Consider the following 17,317-nt stretch of genomic DNA (forward strand, 5'->3'; position numbering starts at 1 on the left):
AGGAGCCCGGCGCGGGCCCCGCGGGCCTAGGCCCCCACGGCCGAGCGCACGCCAGCCCGCCACACCGCGGCGGTCAGGGGCATGCCGGGGCGGTAGGCGAGGTGGGTGGCCGACGGGGCGTTGAGCAGGTGCAGGTCGGCCCGATGGCCGACGGCGAGGGAACCCACGGCACGCTGGCCTTCGGCATCGACGCCTGCATGCCGACCAAGCGCCAGCGCCCCGCCATAGGTGGCGGCCCGGACCGCCTCGTGCACGCTGAGTCCCATCTGCAGGACGGCGGTGGTGACGCAGAAGTTCATGGAACTCGTGAACGAGGTCCCCGGGTTGCAGTTGGAGGCCAGGGCGATTTCCACGCCGGCATCGAGCAGTTGCCGGCCGGGCGCCAGCGGCTGGCGGGTGGACAGGTCGCAGGCCGGCAGGCAGGTGGCCACCGTGCCGCGCTCCCCCGTGCCGCTGGCCCGGTCCCAGCCGGCCCAGCTGCCGGCGAGCGCGGCGACGTCGTCGTCGGTCAGGTAGTTGACGTGGTCCACGCTGGCCGCCCCGAATTCCACGGCGAGCCGCACCCCTGGGCCTTCGCCCAGCTGGTTGCCGTGCACGCGCAGCCCCAGGCCGGCGTCGCGGCAGGCCGCCAGCACCCGGCGGGACTGCTCCTCGTTAAAGGCGCCGCGTTCGCAGAACACGTCGGCCCACTGCACGTACGGCCTGACCGCCGCGAGCATGTCCCCGCAGACCAGGTCGGTGTAGTCGTCGGCGTCGATGCCGGCCGGCACCAGGTGCGCCCCGAGGTAGGTGACCTCATCGGCGACCGTGGACGCGATGCGGGCGCTGCGGGCCTCCTGCTCCACGTCCAGGCCGTAGCCGGTCTTGGTCTCCAGGTAGGTGGTGCCACCGGCGGCCGCCTCCGCCACCCGGGCCAGCAGCAGGCGGGTGAGATCGTAGTCGCTGGCTTCGCGGGTTGCGCCGGTGGTGACGGCGATCCCGCCGGCCTGGTAGGACTGGCCTGCCATCCGTGCCTCGAACTCCGCGGTGCGGTCTCCGGCAAAGACCAGGTGCGTGTGCGAATCCACCCAGCCCGGCAACACGGCACGCCCGCCGGCGTCGAACTGCTCGTCGGCATCGGGGGCCTGCGCCGCGGGGCCGAGCCAGGAGATGCGCTCGCCCTCGATGATCAACGCGGCATCGTGGAGCACGGAGTCCGCGCCGCGGGCCGGGTCCTGCGTGTGCAGTTCGCCGATGTTGGTGACGACAGTGCTCATTCAAACTCCTTCAGGGCGTCGGCCAGCAGCTCGGCCGGCCAACCCAGGCGCTGGTGGCGGCCGTTGACGGCCAGCAAGTCACCGGCAACGACGACGGCGGAAACGTCCGCTGCGCTGGCGCTCAGCGGCAGTTGCCCGGGCTCCGAGCCTACCGTGCGCACGCTGCCGGGGTTCACGGCCACCAGGTCGCAGGCCATCCCGACGGCGATGCCGGCCACCGGGGTGCCCATGGCGGCGGCGGCTCCGGCGGACACCGACTCGAGCAGCTCGGCCGGCGCAAACCGGCCGCGCTGGCCGCTGGCCAGCCGTTCGCCGTGTTCCAGCGCCCGCATCTCCAGCCATGGATCGATGACGGCGTGCTGGTCGGTGCCAAGGGCGATCCGGGCGCCGGCGTCCACCAGCTCCCGGGCCGGGCCGATGCCGTCGGCGAGGTCGGCTTCCGTGGTCGGGCACATCACCACGGTGGCACCGGCTTCCCCGAGCAGCGCGATGTCCCCGGCGGTCAGGTGCGTGGCGTGGACGGCGCTCAGGCGCGGCGACAGCAGCCCGTGCCGGGCCAGCAGGCCGGCCGGCGTCACCCCGTAGGCGGCCAGGCAGGCCTCATTCTCGGCCGGCTGCTCGGAGAGGTGGATGTGCAGCGGCAGGCCGTCGGGCAGGTGCTCGGCGATGTGCGGCAGCGCGGCCTCGGGCACCCCGCGGACCGAGTGCAGGGCGGCGCCCACCGTGATCCGCGCCGGGTCGAACCGGTCCGCAACATAGCGGCGCAGCGAGTCCAGCCGGGCCAGCCAGGCCTGCACGTCGCCGTCGCCGAAGCGCTGCTGCTCCGGTGCCAGCGGGACGCCGATGCCGCCTGCCAGGTAGCAGGTGTCCAGCAGGGTCAACCGGATGCCGGCCGCCTCGGCGGCCCGGCACAGCGCCAGTTCCATCGCGTGCCCGCCGTACGCGGGGCTCTCCGGATCATCGCCCGGCGGGCCGGACCGGTGCCCGCCGAGGCTCCCGCCGGCCGCGCTTCCGGGCCCGTACGGGCTGCCGTCCGGGCGGTGGTGGACGTAGTGGAACTCCGCCACGCTGCTGAAGCCGGCCGCCACCATCTCCGCGAACACCGCCGTCGCCAGACGCTCGTAGTTCTCCGGCGTGAGCGTCCCGGCCGCTCGGTACATCTGCTCCCGCCAGGTCCAGAAGTCGCCCCGGCCGGCGTGCGTGCGGCCCCGCAGCACCCGGTGGAACGCGTGCGAGTGCGCGTTGGCCGCGGCGGGAAAGACCACGCCGTCGAGCACCAGCACGCCGTCAGCCGGATCGGGGCGGGGCGCCGTGCCCACCTGCGTGATCGTCCCGGCGTCGTCGCACCCCAGCAGGACTCCCTCGGCCACGCCGGCCGGGCCCAGCCAGGCGCGCTCGCACCAGATGCTGCTCACAGCAGTGCCTCGAGCACGTCGGCCAACGCTTCCGCGCCGGCGTCCGCGTCCCAGGGCTCCACGTATTCCTCCGGGGAGTGGGAAATGCCGGAGGGGTTTTTCACGAACAACATGCCGGAGGGCACCCGCGAGGCCAGCACGCCGGCGTCGTGCCCGGCACCGGTGGCCAGCACCGGCGCGCCGGGCAGGGCGTTCTCCAGCTGGCGCTGCAACGCGGAGTCGAAGTGCACGGTTCCGCTGTAGGACTCTTCCGTCAGGGAGACGGAGCAGCCCTCGAACGCGGCGATCTTCTGGGCCTTGCCGTGGATGGCCTCGACCAGATGCGCGGTCACGGCGTCGTCCGGGTGACGGGCGTCCAGCCACAGGTCCACGCGCGAGGCGATCACGTTGGTGCCGCCGGGCACCGGCTGGAGGCGGCCGACCGTGGCGCGGGCGTCAGGCTGCTTGGCCGCGGCCTGCTGTACGGCCAGGACGATCTGCGCCGCGGCGACCATCGGGTCGGCGCGGTCGGCCATCAGGGTGGTGCCGGCATGGTTGCCCTGGCCGGTGACACTGATCCGCCACCGCCCGTGGCCCATGATGGAGCTGCCGACGGCGATGGCCGGGCCGTCCTCGCCCAGCCCGCGGCCCTGCTCCACGTGCAGCTCGATGAAGTCGCCGATCCGCGCCAGCGCCTCGTCGTCGCGCCCCAGGTGCGCAGGATCCAGCCCGTTGGCCCGGGCGACGTCGGCGAACGTGTCGCCGTGCTCGTCGCGCAGGTTCCGGGCCTTGTCCGGATCGATGGCGCCGGCCAGCAGCCGCGAGCCCAGGCACGCCACACCGAACCGCGAGCCCTCCTCTTCCGGGAAGACCGTGACGGCCAGCGGCCGGTTCGGCTCGACGCCGCGCTCCTTGAGGAGGTCGACGGCGGCGAGCGCGGAGGCGACGCCCAGCGGCCCGTCGAAGGCGCCGCCGCCGGGAACCGAATCCAGATGGCTGCCGGTGACCAGCGCGCCGGGCTGCGGCTCGCCCCACCATGCCCAGATGATGCCGTTGCGGTCCGTCTCCACGCCCAGCCCGCGGCGTTGGGCCTGTTCGATGAACCAGTCGCGCAGGCCCAGTTCGGCGGTGGAGTAGACCGGCCGCGAGTACCCGCCGCGTTGCGCGTCACGGCCGACGTCGGCAATGGATTCCAGGAGGGAGGACACAGTTTCCATCTGCCGGCCGCCTATTTGCCCATCGGGATGTGGACGCCCCGTTCGGCCGCGACCTCGACGGCGCGGTCGTAGCCGGCGTCCACGTGCCGGATCACTCCCATCCCCGGATCGTTGGTCAGCAGCCGCTCCAGCTTCTGCGCCGCCAGCTCGGTGCCGTCCGCCACCGACACCTGGCCGGCGTGGATGGAGCGGCCGATGCCGACGCCGCCGCCGTGGTGGATGGACACCCAGGTGGCCCCGGAGCTCGCGGCGGTCAAGGCGTTCAACAGCGGCCAGTCCGCGATGGCGTCCGAGCCGTCGGCCATCGCCTCGGTCTCCCGGTAGGGCGAGGCGACGGAGCCGGAGTCCAGGTGGTCGCGGCCGATCACGATCGGCGCCGAGACCTTGCCCTCGGCCACCAGCCGGTTGAAGAGCAGCCCGGCCTGGTGACGCTCGCCGTAGCCCAGCCAGCAGATGCGCGCCGGCAACCCCTCGAACTCCACCCGCTCGGCCGCGGCATCCAGCCACCGGTGCAGGTGCTCGTTCTCCGGGAACAGCTCCTTCAGCGCGGCGTCGGTCACCTCGATGTCCTTCGGGTCGCCGGAGAGCGCCACCCAGCGGAACGGGCCCAGTCCCTCGCAGAACAGCGGCCGGATGTAGGCCGGGACGAAGCCCGGGAACTCGAAGGCGCGCTCGTAGCCGCCCTTGCGTGCCTCGTCGCGGATCGAGTTGCCGTAGTCGAACACCTCGGCTCCGGCGTCCTGGAACTCAACCATGGCCTGCACGTGCCGGGCCATGGACGCCTGGGCCTTCTTGGTGAAACCGGCCGGATCGGCCTGGGCCTCGCGCTGCCAATCCGCCACGGTAATGCCTTCCGGCAGGTACGACAGCGGATCGTGGGCCGAAGTCTGGTCGGTGACCACGTCCACGGTGATCTCGCCAACCCGGTGCCGGCGCAGGATCTCGGGGAACACCTCCGCCGCGTTGCCCACGTAGCCCACCGACCAGCCGCGGCCTTCTTCCTTGGCCTTCATGGCCTTCGCGACGGCGGTGTCCAGGTCCGTCTCCACCTCGTCCAGGTAGCGTTTGCCCACGCGGCGGCGCAGCCTTGCCTCGTCCACGTCCACGATCAGGCAGGCTCCGTCGTTGAGGGTGACCGCCAGCGGCTGGGCTCCGCCCATGCCGCCGCAGCCGCCGGTCAGCGTCAGCGTTCCGGCCAGCGTGGGAGAGGCGGTCTTGCCCGCCTCGTGCAGTTTGGCGCCGACGGCGGCGAAGGTCTCGAAGGTGCCCTGCAGGATTCCTTGGGTGCCGATGTAGATCCAGGACCCGGCCGTCATCTGGCCGTACATCATCAGCCCTTCGGCCTCCAGGCGGCGGAATTCCGGCCAGTTGGCCCAGTCGCCCACCAGGTTCGAGTTGGCGAGGAGCACGCGCGGGGCCCAGGGGTTGGTGCGCAGCACGCCCACGGGCTTGCCGGACTGGACCAGCAGCGTCTCGTCGTCCTCGAGTTCCGCCAGCGTCTTGACGATCGCGTCGTAGGCTTCCCAGGACCGTGCCGCGCGGCCGGTGCCGCCGTAGACCACCAGGTCCTCGGGGCGTTCCGCCACCTCGGGATCCAGGTTGTTCATCAGCATCCGGAGCGGAGCCTCGGTCTGCCAGCTCTTGGCGGTGAGGGTAGTGCCCCGGGAAGCCCGGATGCGGCGGGAAGGGTCGTGCTGGGTGAACGTCATCGTCATGCCCTTTCTGGCGTGGAGGTAGGTGTCTGGTTGTGTTCTTCGGTCCCATTGGCCGCCGGGCTCTCCGGCGCGGCGAAGAGCGTGCCGGCTTGTTCGGCAAGCAGCAGCCCGAATTTTTCGGCGGCCTCTGCTGTGGTGCGGTAGCTGGGCGCGACGATGCTCACCGCGGCGACGACCTTGTCGCCGGCGAAGACGGGAGCCGCGACGGCGGTGACGTCGGCCTCCACGCTGTCCGCCTGCACGGTGTACCCGCCCCGGCCCACCTGTCCGCTGAGGGCCGCCCCGGCCGCGCTGCCCTCCATCGGGAAGGTCCGGCCCACCCAATTCACGTGGCGCACGGTATGGGTGCCCTCTTCGATGGCTATGTACAGCCCGTGGTCGTTGCCGGCGGTCACGCTCAGGTACGCCGACTCCCCGGTCTGGTCGACCAGGCTCCGCAGGACGTCCCGGCCCGCGTCCACCAGCGACTCGTGGCTGAGCGCCTGGACACCCAGCTGCACCATCCGGAAGCCCGGCCGGTAGAGCGCGTTGTCGCGTTTGGCTGCGAACCCGTTGGCTTCCAGCGTGCGCAGCAGCCGCAGCGCGGTCGACGCCGACAGGCCCACCGCCTTGGCCGCATCGGCGAGCTTGACGCCGTCGTGCTCGCAGACGATCCGAAGCAGCGCCAAAGTGCGGTCCGCCGCCCTGGTCGTAGGATCCGCTGCCGTTCCTGACGCCATGCCTGCTCCTCGCTAGCCATCCAATGTTGCAGCCAGTAAAACATCAATTTCATGCAGCGGCAAGGAATTAGCAAAAAACCCTTGACCCCGGCAGCGCGGGTGGGTAGCTTCAGGTAGCAAGCCACACTCGTTTTACTGATCGAAACAGGTATGCCGCGTACCGGCAGAAACAAGGAGATCCTGATGCGCCCATTGATTTTCGCGGCCACTGCGCCCCGCCGCCCCCTGCTGGCCACCGCCTCGGCCGCGGTAATGGCCGGCGCCCTCCTGCTGACCGGGTGCGGCTCCGGCAGTCCGTCCTCCACCGGCGGCGGAACGGAAACCGCCGGGGCGCCGGCAGATGCCAGCCTGGACCAGGTGAACCTGGGCCTGATCCCGATCACGGACGTGGCCCCGGTCTACCTGGGCATGCAGGAGGGGTACTTCGAGGAGGAAGGCATCCAGCTGTCCGTCCAGCTGGCCCAGGGCGGCGCGGCCATCGTCCCGGCAGTGATGACCGGCGAATACCAGTTCGGCTACTCCAATGTCGTCTCGTTGCTGATCGCGCGGGACAAGGGGCTGCCGATCACGGTGGTTTCCAACGGCTCCAGCTCCACCAATGTCCCCGGCGAGGACGTCACCGAGGTGGCGGCCCTGCCGGACAGTGGCATCGAAAGCGCCGCCGACCTGGTGGGCAAGACCGTGGCCGTCAACGCGCTGAACAACTTCGCCGACGTCACCATCCGGAATTCCGTGGAACAGGCGGGCGGCGACCCGGACGCCGTCGACTTCGTCGAAATGCCGTACCCCAACATGCCCGCGGCGCTGGAGCGGGGCGACGTCGACGCCGCCTGGACCACCGAACCGTTCCGCACCCAGATCCTGGACGCCGGCGGAACGATCGTGGCCAGCCCGATGACCGACCTCACCGACGACTTCGACTCGGCCTTCTACTTCGCCTCCGAGCAGACCCTGCAGGAAGATCCCGAACTCGTCGAACGGTTCCGCCGGGCCCTGGAGAAGTCTTTCCAGTTCGCCTCGGAGAACGACGACGAGGTGCGCGCCATCATCCAGGATTATGCGAAGGTTACGCCCGAGCTGGCCGAGACCGTGGTGATGTCCCGCTGGTATCCGGAGATCAACATGGAGGGCCTGCAGAAGCTGGGGTCGGCGGCCGCCAATTACGGCGTACTGGAGAAAGAACCCGACTACGAGGCCCTGATCGCGGACTGATCGCCGCTCCTCCCCGACCCGCCACTTCCACCTTCACCTCCACCCGCACCCGCACCCGAAAGGCACCATGTCCCAGCTCCAGACCGTCCCCGTCTCCGTGTCCGTCGGACCGCTCTCCCCCGCTGACGTCGTCGCCGTCGCCCGCCACGGCGCCGCCGTCGAACTCAGCGAGGAGTCGCTGCAGGCCATGGCCGAATCACGCAAGGTGATCGAGGCCTTGGTGGACGACGACGTGCCGCACTACGGGGTCAGCACCGGCTTCGGCGCCCTGGCCACCAAGCAGATCCCGGTTCAGCTGCGCACCCAACTGCAGCGCAGCCTGATCCGCAGCCACGCGGCCTCGTCCGGGGCCGAGGTGGACCGGGAGGTGGTGCGCGGGCTGATGCTCAACCGGCTCGCGACGATGGCCACCGGGCGCACCGGCGTCCGCCCGCTGGTGGCGCAGGCCTACGCGGGAATCCTCAACGCCGGCATCACCCCGGTGATCGGCGAATACGGCTCCCTGGGCTGTTCCGGGGACCTCGCGCCGCTGGCCCACTGCGCACTCGCCCTGATGGGCGAGGGCCAGGTTCGCACCAGGGACGGCGAACTGGTGGCGGCCGCCGACGGCCTGGCCGCCGCGGGCCTGGAGCCGGTGGAGCTGCGGGAGAAGGAAGGCCTGGCACTGATCAACGGCACCGACGGCATGCTGGGCATGCTGATCATGGCGTCGGCCGACCTGCACCGGCTGCTGAAGACCGCCGATCTCGCCGCGGCCATGAGCATCGAAGGCTTGCTCGGCACCGACTCCGTGCTGGCCGAGGACCTGCACGCGCTCCGGCCGCATCCCGGCCAGATCGCGGCCGCGGCCAACATGCGCACCGTCCTGGCCGGTTCCGTCCTGATCGCAGAGCAAAAGTCGGCGGGAGCCGATGCGCAGCACCGGTTCACCCGGGTCCAGGATGCGTACTCCCTGCGCTGCGCGCCCCAGGTGCACGGCGCGGCGCGCGCCACGCTTGCCCACGTGGAATCGGTGGCCGGCTACGAACTGGCCTCCGCCGTCGACAATCCCGTGGTCACCCCGGACGGCCGGGTGGAATCCAACGGCAACTTCCACGGCGCCCCGGTCGGCTACGCCCTGGACTTCCTGGCCATCGCCGTGGCGGACCTTGCCTCGATGAGCGAGCGGCGGACCGACCGGTTCCTGGACACCGCCCGCAGCCACGGCCTGAACGCCTTCCTGGCCGATGATCCGGGGGTTGACTCCGGGCACATGATCGCCCAGTACACCCAGGCCGGCATCGTCAGCGAGCTCAAGCGGCTCGCCAACCCGGCGTCGGTGGATTCCATCCCGTCCTCGGCCATGCAGGAAGACCATGTGTCCATGGGCTGGTCCGCGGGGCTGAAACTGCGCCGCGCCCTGGACGGGCTCACCCGGGTGCTGGCCATTGAGCTGCTCACCAGTGCCCGTGCCCTGGACATGCGCGACGGCGGCGTGGAGACCTCCCGCAGCGCCCCGGCGGTCACCGCGGTGCGCCGGGAGATCCGCAAAACGGTCGCCGGTCCGGGCACCGACCGTTATCTCTCGCCGGAGATCGAGGCGGTCCGCCTGCTGGTGGACAGCGGCGTGCTGGTGGACGCCGTCGAACAGGCGGCGGGCACAGCACTGAACTGACCCGGACGGCACTACACTGGTGCCCGGAAACACCGTTGGTTCCGGATTGCCGGACCGGAACCAGCGCCGGGAACACTGGGGGCCGGCACCGGGAGGACCTGCTGCATGGCCGCCAACACGCCCGAGGGACAGCCGAGCCGGCGCCGACTGCTGCAGCAGACGGTCCCCGTTCTGGCGGCCGGCATCGGGGCCGGGGCGTTGGGCACGGCCGGGGCCGCCGCAGCAACCCGGCCGGATTCCGCACCGGATGACGAGCGGATTGCGCGTTTGGTGGCGGACCCGACGTCGGCCACCCACCGGGAGCTGCTGCAGCTCCTGGCCCCGACAATCGCGGCTGCCGTCCAAACGGCTGCCAACGGGCGCGTCGATCCCCGCCAGGCCGGGCACGACGTCGTCCTGCTGCTGGGCCAGTCAAACATGCAGGGCTGCGGCCTCCCCTTCGATCCGGCCATCGATGTGGAGCTCGACGGGATCGACCAGCTGGCGGGTTCCGGCCCGTTCGCCGGCCGGGTCATCCCGGCCAGCGAACCGCTCTGCCATGTCGCCAGTGTGTGGGTGGACGGCAGGCCCGCGGTGGGACCGGGCCTCGAATTCGCGCGGCAGCTGTGGCTGGCCCAGCCGGCCGGCCGCAAGGTGTTGCTGGTGCCCGCGGCCCTGGGCGGCACGTCGATCACCGGCAACGCCGACTACTCCTGGGATCCGGACAACAAAACCGCCCGAACGAACCTGTTCCACCGCGCGCTGGACGCCGCCCGGCAGGCGCTCTCGCTGAATCCGCGCAACCGCTTGGCGGCGGTCCTGTGGCACCAGGGCGAGTCCGACGCGGTGCTGGGCGCCTCGGAGGGCTGGTACCGCCGCAAGTTGCTGCAGATTATCGATCTGGTCCGCGACGCACTGGGTCCGGCGCCGTTCCTGATCGGCGGGATGGTGCCCGAATGGCTGCCCGATGACCGGCGGCGGCGCGGCATCGAGGCCGCGCACCGCTCCGTGGCGGCACAGCGGTTGCGGACGGCGTTCGTGGAGGGCCCGTCCGGGGCCAGCCAGGATGCCGAACAGATCCATTACGGTGCCGCCGGCGCCCGCGAACTGGGCCTGCGCTTCTACCGCGCCTTCGAAACCGAAACCTCGGACCGGGCCCGCTAGCCGGGAAGGCGGGACAAGCACGGCGCCACGCCCCCGCGCCGGTCAGGCCTGCCCGACCGCCTGCCGGGAGGCGACGAACGCCGCGACGCACGCCTCGACGTCGTCGGCGCTATGGGCGGCCGAGAGCTGCACGCGGATCCGCGCCGCGCCCTTGGGCACGACCGGATAGCTGAAGGCGGTGACGTACACGCCGTGGGCGAGCATGGCCTCGGCCACCCGCCCGGCGAGGACCGCGTCGTGGAACATCACCGGGACGATCGGGTGCCCGCCTTCCAGCAGGTCGAACCCTTCCTCGGCCATCCGCCGACGGAACAACGCGGTGTTGTCCTGCAGCCGCGACCGAAGGTCGGCCGAACCGCCCACCAGTTCCAGCGCCTTCAAGGTGGCGGCCACGATGGCCGGCGCGACGGAGTTGGAGAACAGGTATGGCCGGGCCTTTTGCCGCAGCACGGTCACGATTTCGCGGCGGCCGGACACGTAACCGCCGGAAGCACCGCCGAGCGCCTTGCCGAAGGTCCCGGTGTAGATGTCCACCCTGTCGGCCACCCCGGCATGCTCCGGGGTGCCGGCACCGTTGGCCCCCATGAAGCCGACGGCGTGCGAGTCGTCGACCATCACCAGCGCGCCGTATTCTTCGGCCAGTTCGCAGATCCGTTCCAGCGGTGCCAGGTAACCGTCCATGGAGAACACGCCGTCGGTGACGATGACGGTCCGCCGGGCGCCGGCGCCGTCGTTCATCGCCGCGGCCTGTTGCAGCCGCTCCTGCAGTTCGGCCATGTCCCGATTGGCGTAGCGGAACCGCACCGCCTTGGACAGCCGGATGCCGTCGATGATCGAGGCATGATTCAGGGCGTCGGAGATGATGGCGTCCTCCGGCCCGAACAACGATTCGAAGACCCCGCCGTTGGCGTCGAAACAGGAGGAGAACAGGATGGTGTCCTCGGTGCCCAGGAAGCGCGACACTTCCCGTTCCAGCTGCAGGTGGAGGTCCTGCGTGCCGCAGATAAAGCGCACGCTGGCCATGCCGAACCCGCGTTCGTCCATGGCGGCCTTCGCGGTGGCGATGATGTCCGGATGGTCGGCCAACCCGAGGTAGTTGTTCGCGCAGAAGTTCAGCACCTCGCGGGTCGATCCGTCCGCCGAGCCGGCGGAGATGTGGCTGGACTGCGGGGTGGTGATGCGCCGTTCGGCCTTGAACAGTCCGGCGGCGCGGATTTCCTCCAGCTCCGAGGCCAGCTGGTCCTTGAGTGTTCCGTACATGCTTCCCTCCCTAGATCCGGGTCCAGTCCAGGACCACTTTGCCGCTTGTCCCCTGCCGGGCCGTCTCGAACCCGCGCTCCCATTCCGCGGCCGGCAGCACGTCGGTGATCACGGAGGAAATCGCCGCGTGCAGGGCCGGGCTGGAGGAGAGCATGGCGCTCATCGCGTACCAGGTTTCGAACATCTCGCGCCCGTAGATGCCCTTGAGCGTGAGCATGTGGGTGACCACCTTGGCCCAGTCGATGGTGATGTCTTCGGTCGGCAGCCCCAGCAGCGCAATCCGGCCGCCGTGGGTCATGTTGTCGATCATGGCCCGCAGTGCCGAGCCGCGGCCGGACATCTCCAGCCCGATGTCAAAACCTTCGACCAGTTCCAGCTGCCGCTGTGCGTCCGCCACCCGGGCGTGGCTGACGTCCACCACCAGGTCGGCGCCCATCTGCTTGGCCAGCTCCAACCGTTCGGCGGACACGTCGGTGACGGCGATCTTGCGGGCGCCGGCGTGGCGGACCACCGCTATGGCCATCAGCCCGATGGGCCCGGCGCCGGTGATCAGGACGTCTTCGCCGACCAGCGGAAAGCTCAGTGCCGTGTGCACGGCGTTGCCGAACGGATCGAAGACCGCGCCCAGTTCGGGCGTGACCGCCGGGTCGGTGTGCACCCACACATTGGTTTCGGGGATCACCACGAACTCGGCGAAGGCGCCGTCCCGCTGGACGCCGACGCTGACCGTGCGGATGCACATCTGCCGCCGGCCCGCGCGGCAGTTCCGGCAGGTCCCGCAGACGATGTGGCCCTCCCCCGAGACCCGGTCGCCGATCTGGACGTCCTGCACGGCGCTGCCGGCGGCCACGACCTCACCATAGAACTCGTGGCCGGGGATCAGCGGCGCCCGGACGGCCCCGGCGGCCCAGTCGTCCCAGGCCTGGATGTGCAGGTCGGTGCCGCAAATGCCCGTGGTGTGGACCTTGATCTTGACCTCGCCGGTGCCGGGTTCCGGTTCCGGACGGTCGACCAGCTCGAAGCCGGGCTGTGGGCCGGACTTGTAGAGCGCCTTCACGCGGTGTCCTTTCGCTAAGCGGGCCGGCGCGCCCGGCCGCCCGGGCTGTGGCCCGGATCACTAGGCCAACTCTACGTAACTGTCTTGGCGAAGTGGAGCGCGTCACAGTATCCGTCGCGTCGCGGGCAGGGTAGCTTTGCTCGCAAGCACTTCTTCCCTACGACGTAAGCGAGGCCAACGCGTGGCAACCATGACCGATCACAGCATCCCGGTAATCGCCGACGACCCGTACTCGGATGCGGTGCTGGCGGACCCGTACGGCCTGTTCGGCCGCATGCGGGCAGCCGGGCCGGCGGTCTGGCTGGAGAAGTACCAGGTGCCGGCCTTCGGGCGCTACGCCGAGTGCCGGGACATCCTGGCCGACCACCGGACCTTCATCTCCGGAGCGGGAGTGGGGCCGAAGGACCTGCTGAAGGAACCCAACTGGCGGCCGCAGGGCATCCTCGAGTCGGACCCGCCGCGGCACACCGTGATGCGGGACGCCATGGCCGGAGTCATCTCGCCCAAGGGGACCCGCGCCCTGCGGGCCGGATTCGAGGCCTACGCCGACCAACTGCTTCCCGAACTGCTCGAGCGCGGTTCCATCGACGGCGTCAAGGATCTGGCCGAGGTGTTCCCCCTCCGGGCGTTCGGCGACGCCGTAGGCATACCCCGTGACGGGCGAGAGGAGAACCTGCTGACACACGGAGCCATGAACTTCAGCCACTTCGGCCCCGAAAACGAACGCCACCGCTTTTACTTCGAGCAAGGGGCCGGGACGCCGGAGTGGGTGATGGACCGGACGCGGCGGGAAAACCTCAGCCCCGGCGGGATGGGCGAACAGTTGTGGCAGTACGTCGACCGCGGCGAACTGCCGGAGGACATGGCACCGCTGGTGGTGCGGGCGCTGCTGTCGGCCGGCCTGGACACCACGGTGATCGGCATTGGAAATGCCCTCAAGCTCTTCGCGGAACATCCGGAGCAGTGGCGCATCCTGCGGAAGAATCCGCAGATGGTCTCGCTGGCCATCAACGAGGTGCTGCGGTTCGAGAGCCCGTTCCAGTCGTTCTACCGGACCACGTCGGCAGACACGGAGATCTCCGGCGTCAGCCTGGCCGCCGGCAGCAAGCTGGCCTTGTTCCTCGGGTCGGCCAACCGCGACGAGGCCCAGTTTGGGCCCGATGCGGACGTCTTCCGGATCGAACGCGACGCGGCCAGCATGATCGCCTTCGGCAACGGCATCCACCGCTGCGTCGGCCAGCCAGTCACCCGGCTGGAGATGCATGTTGTCCTGACCTGGCTGGCACGGAATGTGGAACGCCTTGAGCCCACCGGCGCTCCGGTCCCCTACCTGCACAACACGCTGAAGGGCTACTCCTCGCTGCCCCTGCGCCTGGTCGCGGCCTGACCCCAACCCCGGCGCAATCGGGCCCGCTGGGGCCCAGGGGAGACAGGAAACCGGCCGGGAACCGCGGGCCACGAAAGCCGGTGGAAAGGCCGCGGAAGCGCAGGCTAGACTGTGACCCCGGCCACAGGTGCGTGGCTGCGGTGCGGCAAAAGGGGTTCTCCAGTGCCGCACCCAGCCCAGCCAGCGTCCCGGCCCGTGCAGGACCAGGCCTACGCCGCGCACGAACGGCTGGATCCGATCCAGCTGTCCTGCGGGACCGGGAGCATCAGGGGGCTGCGCCCAGTGGTCCGCGACTCCTGGCAAAGGTCCTTGCGGCACGCGGCGGATCCCGACCGGGCGCTGGCTCCGCTGGTCATGGGCGCCGACGCGCTGGACGAGTTCCGCCGGAACCATCCGTTGTCCGCGATCCTGCCGGTCTTTGGCCGGCTACTGGTGGAGCCCAGCCGCGACGCGGGGATGCTGGTGGCCGTGGGAGACCAGCACGGGCGGCTGCTCTGGGTGGACGGAGAGGCCCGCCTGAAAGACCGCGCCGAAGGCATGATGTTCATGCCCGGCACCGACTGGTCGGAGGCGACCGTGGGCACCAGCGCGCCCGGCACGGCGCTCGCGTTGGGCCGCGGAGTCCAAATCGCCGGTGCCGAGCACTTCAGCCGGGCGGTCCATTCATGGAACTGCACCGCCGTCCCCATCACCGACCCCGAGACCGGTGCCGTCCTCGGCGTCGTGGATCTGACCGGCGGGGAGGAAGCGGCCGCGCCGCACACGCTGTCCTTGGTCCGGGCGGCGGTAGCGGCTGCCGAGGCAGAGCTGCGCATTCTCCGCCTCCAGGCGGCCGCCCGGCACGACCCGGGGACGGGGAGCCGGCCGGTGCCCGCCGGCCCGATCACGCGGCGCCGGGGGACGCCGGCCCGTCCGGAGGGCGAATCCGGAGCCGGCCCGAAGGCCGGTCTCCGCATCATGGGACGCGACCAGGGACTGTTGGAACTGGCCGGCCAGCGGATCGAGTTGTCGCAGCGGCACACGGAGATCCTCACCCTGTTGGCCCTGCATCCCGCCGGCCTGACGGCCGGGGAACTGGCGGACCAGCTCAACCCGCGGGCCCAGAGCGCGACCTTGCGCGCCGAGATGGTGCGGTTGCGCAAGCTGCTGGCCGGCATCAGCCCTGCCGCCGTGCCCACATCCCGGCCCTACCGCCTCCCCCAGGAAGTGGCGGTCGATGCTCAGCAGGTCCTCCGGTGTCTGGCCCGCGGGGCACACCGGCAGGCGCTTGGCCTGTACCGCGGGCAGGTCGTTCCGCGGTCGGAGGCGCCGGGCGTCGTCGGTTTCCGCCGGCACGTCAGCGCCACCCTGCGCGAGGCAGTGCTCAGCAGCGCCTCGCCGGACGAAGTCCTGCGGTACCTGCAGCTTCCTGAAGCAAAGTACGACGCCGAGGCCTGGCGCGCGGCGCTGCGCCTCCTGCCGCCGCGCTCACCGAAGCGGGCCGCGGTCGTCGCGGTGCTGGAACAGTTGGAAGCCGGAGGCTGACGGGACCTTTGCAACGGCGCTGGTGCGGTTGGAAGCCTGGGGGCCTGAGGGCCCTCGGAACGGTCCGGCCCGGTGTGGGACAGGGGGCAAACGGCCCGTACGGAAGGGTCCCGCGGCCGGAGCCGCCGCGAGGACGACCGCTGCAACCTGATTGCAACGTTGCCCTCCGTAGGCTCTGGGGACACAGACAGTGCCGTCTGCCGGGCCGTGGGGGTCCGGACACCGAAGCCAGAGGAGTCGACCATGACTGTTTACGCCCAGCCCGGAACCGAGGGATCACCCGTCAGCTTCAAGCAGCGCTACGAGAACTGGATCGGCGGCGAATGGGTCGCCCCGGTGAAGAACCAATACTTCGAGAACCCCTCGCCCGTGACCGGCAAAACGTTCTGTGAAGTGGCACGCGGGACCGCGGAGGACATCGAACTGGCCTTGGACGCCGCCCACAAGGCGGCACCGTCGTGGGGCAAGACTTCGGTGGCGGACCGGGCCGCCGTGCTGAACCGGATTGCGGACCGGATCGAGGAGAACCTGGAACTGCTGGCCGTGGCCGAGACCTGGGACAATGGCAAGGCTGTGCGCGAGACCCTGGCCGCCGACATCCCGCTGGCCGCCGACCACTTCCGCTACTTCGCCTCGGCCATCCGGGCCCAGGAGGGCCGGCTGTCCCAACTGGACGACGACACCACCGCCTACCATTACCACGAGCCGCTGGGTGTGGTCGGGCAGATCATCCCCTGGAACTTCCCCATCCTGATGGCCACGTGGAAGCTGGCTCCCGCGCTCGCGGCGGGCAACGCCGTCGTTCTTAAGCCTGCGGAGCAGACACCGGCGTCCATCCTGGTGCTGATGGAACTGATCGCGGACATCCTGCCGGCGGGCGTGGTTAACGTGGTCAACGGTTTCGGCGTGGAAGCCGGCAAGCCGCTGGCGTCCAGCCCGCGGATCCGCAAGATCGCGTTCACCGGCGAGACCACCACCGGCCGGCTGATCAGCCAGTACGCGTCGCAGAACCTGATTCCGGTCACGCTGGAGCTGGGCGGGAAGAGCCCGAACATCTTCTTCTCGGATGTGGCCGCCGAAAACGACGCTTTCTACGACAAGGCGCTGGAGGGCTTCACCCTGTTCGCGTTCAACCAGGGCGAAGTCTGCACCTGCCCGTCGAGGGCACTGGTGCAGGAGTCGATTTACGACTCGTTCATGGCCGACGCGCTGGCCCGGACCGAGTCGATCATTCAGGGCAACCCGCTGGACACGGCCACCCAGGTAGGCGCCCAGGCCTCCAACGACCAGCTGGAGAAGATCCTGTCCTACATGGACATCGGCCAGCAGGAGGGCGCGAAGGTCCTGACCGGCGGCGGCCGGAACATCCTGGACGGGGACCTCGCCGACGGCTACTACGTGAAGCCCACCATCTTCGAGGGCGACAACAGCATGCGGATCTTCCAGGAAGAGATCTTCGGCCCGGTCGTCTCGGTTACCCGGTTCGGGAACTATCAGGAAGCCCTGCAGATCGCGAACGACACGCTCTACGGGCTGGGCGCCGGCGTGTGGAGCCGCAACGGGAACGTGGCCTACCGGGCAGGGCGCGAGATTCAGGCGGGCCGGGTGTGGGTGAACAACTACCACGCCTACCCGGCGGGAGCAGCGTTCGGCGGTTACAAGTCCTCGGGCATCGGCCGCGAGAACCACGCGATGATGCTCGACCACTACCAGCAGACCAAGAACCTGCTGGTCAGCTACAACGAGAACAAGCTCGGCTTCTTCTAAAGACAGGTCACG

General features: G+C 70.3%; 13 protein-coding genes. 6 read left to right on the forward strand and 7 right to left on the reverse strand.

What is annotated here, in order from left to right; translation table 11 throughout:
• Positions 1-26 precede the first annotated feature (26 nt).
• Genes hutI through AC5RVZ_RS23585 form a run of 5 tightly spaced genes read right to left on the reverse strand, consistent with a single transcriptional unit; the run spans position 27 to position 6,301 of the window.
• Positions 27-1,256, reverse strand: a complete 1,230-nt coding sequence (hutI, locus tag AC5RVZ_RS23565; protein ID WP_494068066.1) for an imidazolonepropionase — start codon at positions 1,254-1,256, stop codon at positions 27-29.
• Complete coding sequence (locus AC5RVZ_RS23570) at positions 1,253-2,671, reverse strand: formimidoylglutamate deiminase (protein WP_494068067.1); 1,419 nt, start codon at positions 2,669-2,671, stop codon at positions 1,253-1,255. The genes hutI and AC5RVZ_RS23570 overlap by 4 nt, the downstream gene beginning before the upstream one ends.
• The gene (locus tag AC5RVZ_RS23575; RefSeq protein ID WP_494068068.1) at positions 2,668-3,867 is read right to left on the reverse strand and encodes an allantoate amidohydrolase; all 1,200 of its coding nucleotides are present in this window, start codon (positions 3,865-3,867) and stop codon (positions 2,668-2,670) included. The genes AC5RVZ_RS23570 and AC5RVZ_RS23575 overlap by 4 nt, the downstream gene beginning before the upstream one ends.
• Positions 3,868-3,878: 11 nt before the next feature.
• Positions 3,879-5,576 (reverse strand): urocanate hydratase, encoded by a 1,698-nt coding sequence (gene hutU / locus AC5RVZ_RS23580; protein WP_494068288.1) that lies wholly within the window; start codon positions 5,574-5,576, stop codon positions 3,879-3,881.
• Between the two features lie 2 nt (positions 5,577-5,578).
• Complete coding sequence (locus AC5RVZ_RS23585; protein ID WP_494068069.1) at positions 5,579-6,301, reverse strand: IclR family transcriptional regulator; 723 nt, start codon at positions 6,299-6,301, stop codon at positions 5,579-5,581.
• Positions 6,302-6,484: 183 nt separating this feature from the next.
• Here AC5RVZ_RS23585 and AC5RVZ_RS23590 point away from each other — a divergent pair, with 183 nt between their 5' ends.
• The 3 genes from AC5RVZ_RS23590 (at position 6,485) to AC5RVZ_RS23600 (ending at position 10,310) form a co-directional block, all read left to right on the forward strand.
• Positions 6,485-7,513 (forward strand): ABC transporter substrate-binding protein, encoded by a 1,029-nt coding sequence (locus AC5RVZ_RS23590; protein WP_494068070.1) that lies wholly within the window; start codon positions 6,485-6,487, stop codon positions 7,511-7,513.
• A 67-nt stretch (positions 7,514-7,580) separates the two neighbouring features.
• Positions 7,581-9,167: a histidine ammonia-lyase gene (hutH, locus tag AC5RVZ_RS23595; RefSeq protein ID WP_494068071.1), complete on the forward strand. Its 1,587-nt coding sequence runs from the start codon at positions 7,581-7,583 to the stop codon at positions 9,165-9,167.
• Positions 9,168-9,272: 105 nt separating this feature from the next.
• Positions 9,273-10,310, forward strand: a complete 1,038-nt coding sequence (locus tag AC5RVZ_RS23600; RefSeq protein ID WP_494068072.1) for a sialate O-acetylesterase — start codon at positions 9,273-9,275, stop codon at positions 10,308-10,310.
• Positions 10,311-10,352: 42 nt separating this feature from the next.
• Here AC5RVZ_RS23600 and AC5RVZ_RS23605 read toward each other — a convergent pair whose 3' ends face one another.
• Together AC5RVZ_RS23605 and tdh are read right to left on the reverse strand one after the other, a co-directional pair.
• Complete coding sequence (locus tag AC5RVZ_RS23605; protein ID WP_494068073.1) at positions 10,353-11,570, reverse strand: glycine C-acetyltransferase; 1,218 nt, start codon at positions 11,568-11,570, stop codon at positions 10,353-10,355.
• Positions 11,571-11,580: 10 nt separating this feature from the next.
• The gene (gene tdh / locus AC5RVZ_RS23610) at positions 11,581-12,627 is read right to left on the reverse strand and encodes an L-threonine 3-dehydrogenase (protein ID WP_494068074.1); all 1,047 of its coding nucleotides are present in this window, start codon (positions 12,625-12,627) and stop codon (positions 11,581-11,583) included.
• A 190-nt stretch (positions 12,628-12,817) separates the two neighbouring features.
• On the opposite strand from tdh, the gene AC5RVZ_RS23615 reads away from it, so the two are divergent.
• The 3 genes from AC5RVZ_RS23615 (at position 12,818) to exaC (ending at position 17,305) form a co-directional block, all read left to right on the forward strand.
• A complete protein-coding gene (locus tag AC5RVZ_RS23615; RefSeq protein ID WP_494068289.1) occupies positions 12,818-14,014 on the forward strand; it encodes a cytochrome P450 in 1,197 nt (398 codons plus the stop codon).
• Positions 14,015-14,209: 195 nt separating this feature from the next.
• Positions 14,210-15,538 (forward strand): GAF domain-containing protein, encoded by a 1,329-nt coding sequence (locus tag AC5RVZ_RS23620; RefSeq protein ID WP_494068075.1) that lies wholly within the window; start codon positions 14,210-14,212, stop codon positions 15,536-15,538.
• A gap of 243 nt (positions 15,539-15,781) precedes the next feature.
• Positions 15,782-17,305: an acetaldehyde dehydrogenase ExaC gene (gene exaC / locus AC5RVZ_RS23625; RefSeq protein WP_494068076.1), complete on the forward strand. Its 1,524-nt coding sequence runs from the start codon at positions 15,782-15,784 to the stop codon at positions 17,303-17,305.
• The last annotated feature ends 12 nt before the right edge of the window (positions 17,306-17,317 follow it).

The sequence above is a fragment of the Arthrobacter sp. Cza30 genome, assembly GCF_059090765.1.

Bases quoted from the DNA above. Each gene is read 5' to 3' on its own strand.
- hutU (WP_494068288.1), bottom strand. From the start codon at position 5,576: ATGACGTTCACCCAGCACGACCCTTCCCGCCGCATCCGGGCTTCCCGG.
- AC5RVZ_RS23590 (WP_494068070.1), top strand. From the start codon at position 6,485: ATGCGCCCATTGATTTTCGCGGCCACTGCGCCCCGCCGCCCCCTGCTG.
- hutI (WP_494068066.1), bottom strand. From the start codon at position 1,256: ATGAGCACTGTCGTCACCAACATCGGCGAACTGCACACGCAGGACCCG.
- AC5RVZ_RS23600 (WP_494068072.1), top strand. From the start codon at position 9,273: ATGGCCGCCAACACGCCCGAGGGACAGCCGAGCCGGCGCCGACTGCTG.
- AC5RVZ_RS23615 (WP_494068289.1), top strand. From the start codon at position 12,818: ATGACCGATCACAGCATCCCGGTAATCGCCGACGACCCGTACTCGGAT.
- hutH (WP_494068071.1), top strand. From the start codon at position 7,581: ATGTCCCAGCTCCAGACCGTCCCCGTCTCCGTGTCCGTCGGACCGCTC.
- AC5RVZ_RS23585 (WP_494068069.1), bottom strand. From the start codon at position 6,301: ATGGCGTCAGGAACGGCAGCGGATCCTACGACCAGGGCGGCGGACCGC.
- exaC (WP_494068076.1), top strand. From the start codon at position 15,782: ATGACTGTTTACGCCCAGCCCGGAACCGAGGGATCACCCGTCAGCTTC.
- AC5RVZ_RS23575 (WP_494068068.1), bottom strand. From the start codon at position 3,867: ATGGAAACTGTGTCCTCCCTCCTGGAATCCATTGCCGACGTCGGCCGT.
- AC5RVZ_RS23605 (WP_494068073.1), bottom strand. From the start codon at position 11,570: ATGTACGGAACACTCAAGGACCAGCTGGCCTCGGAGCTGGAGGAAATC.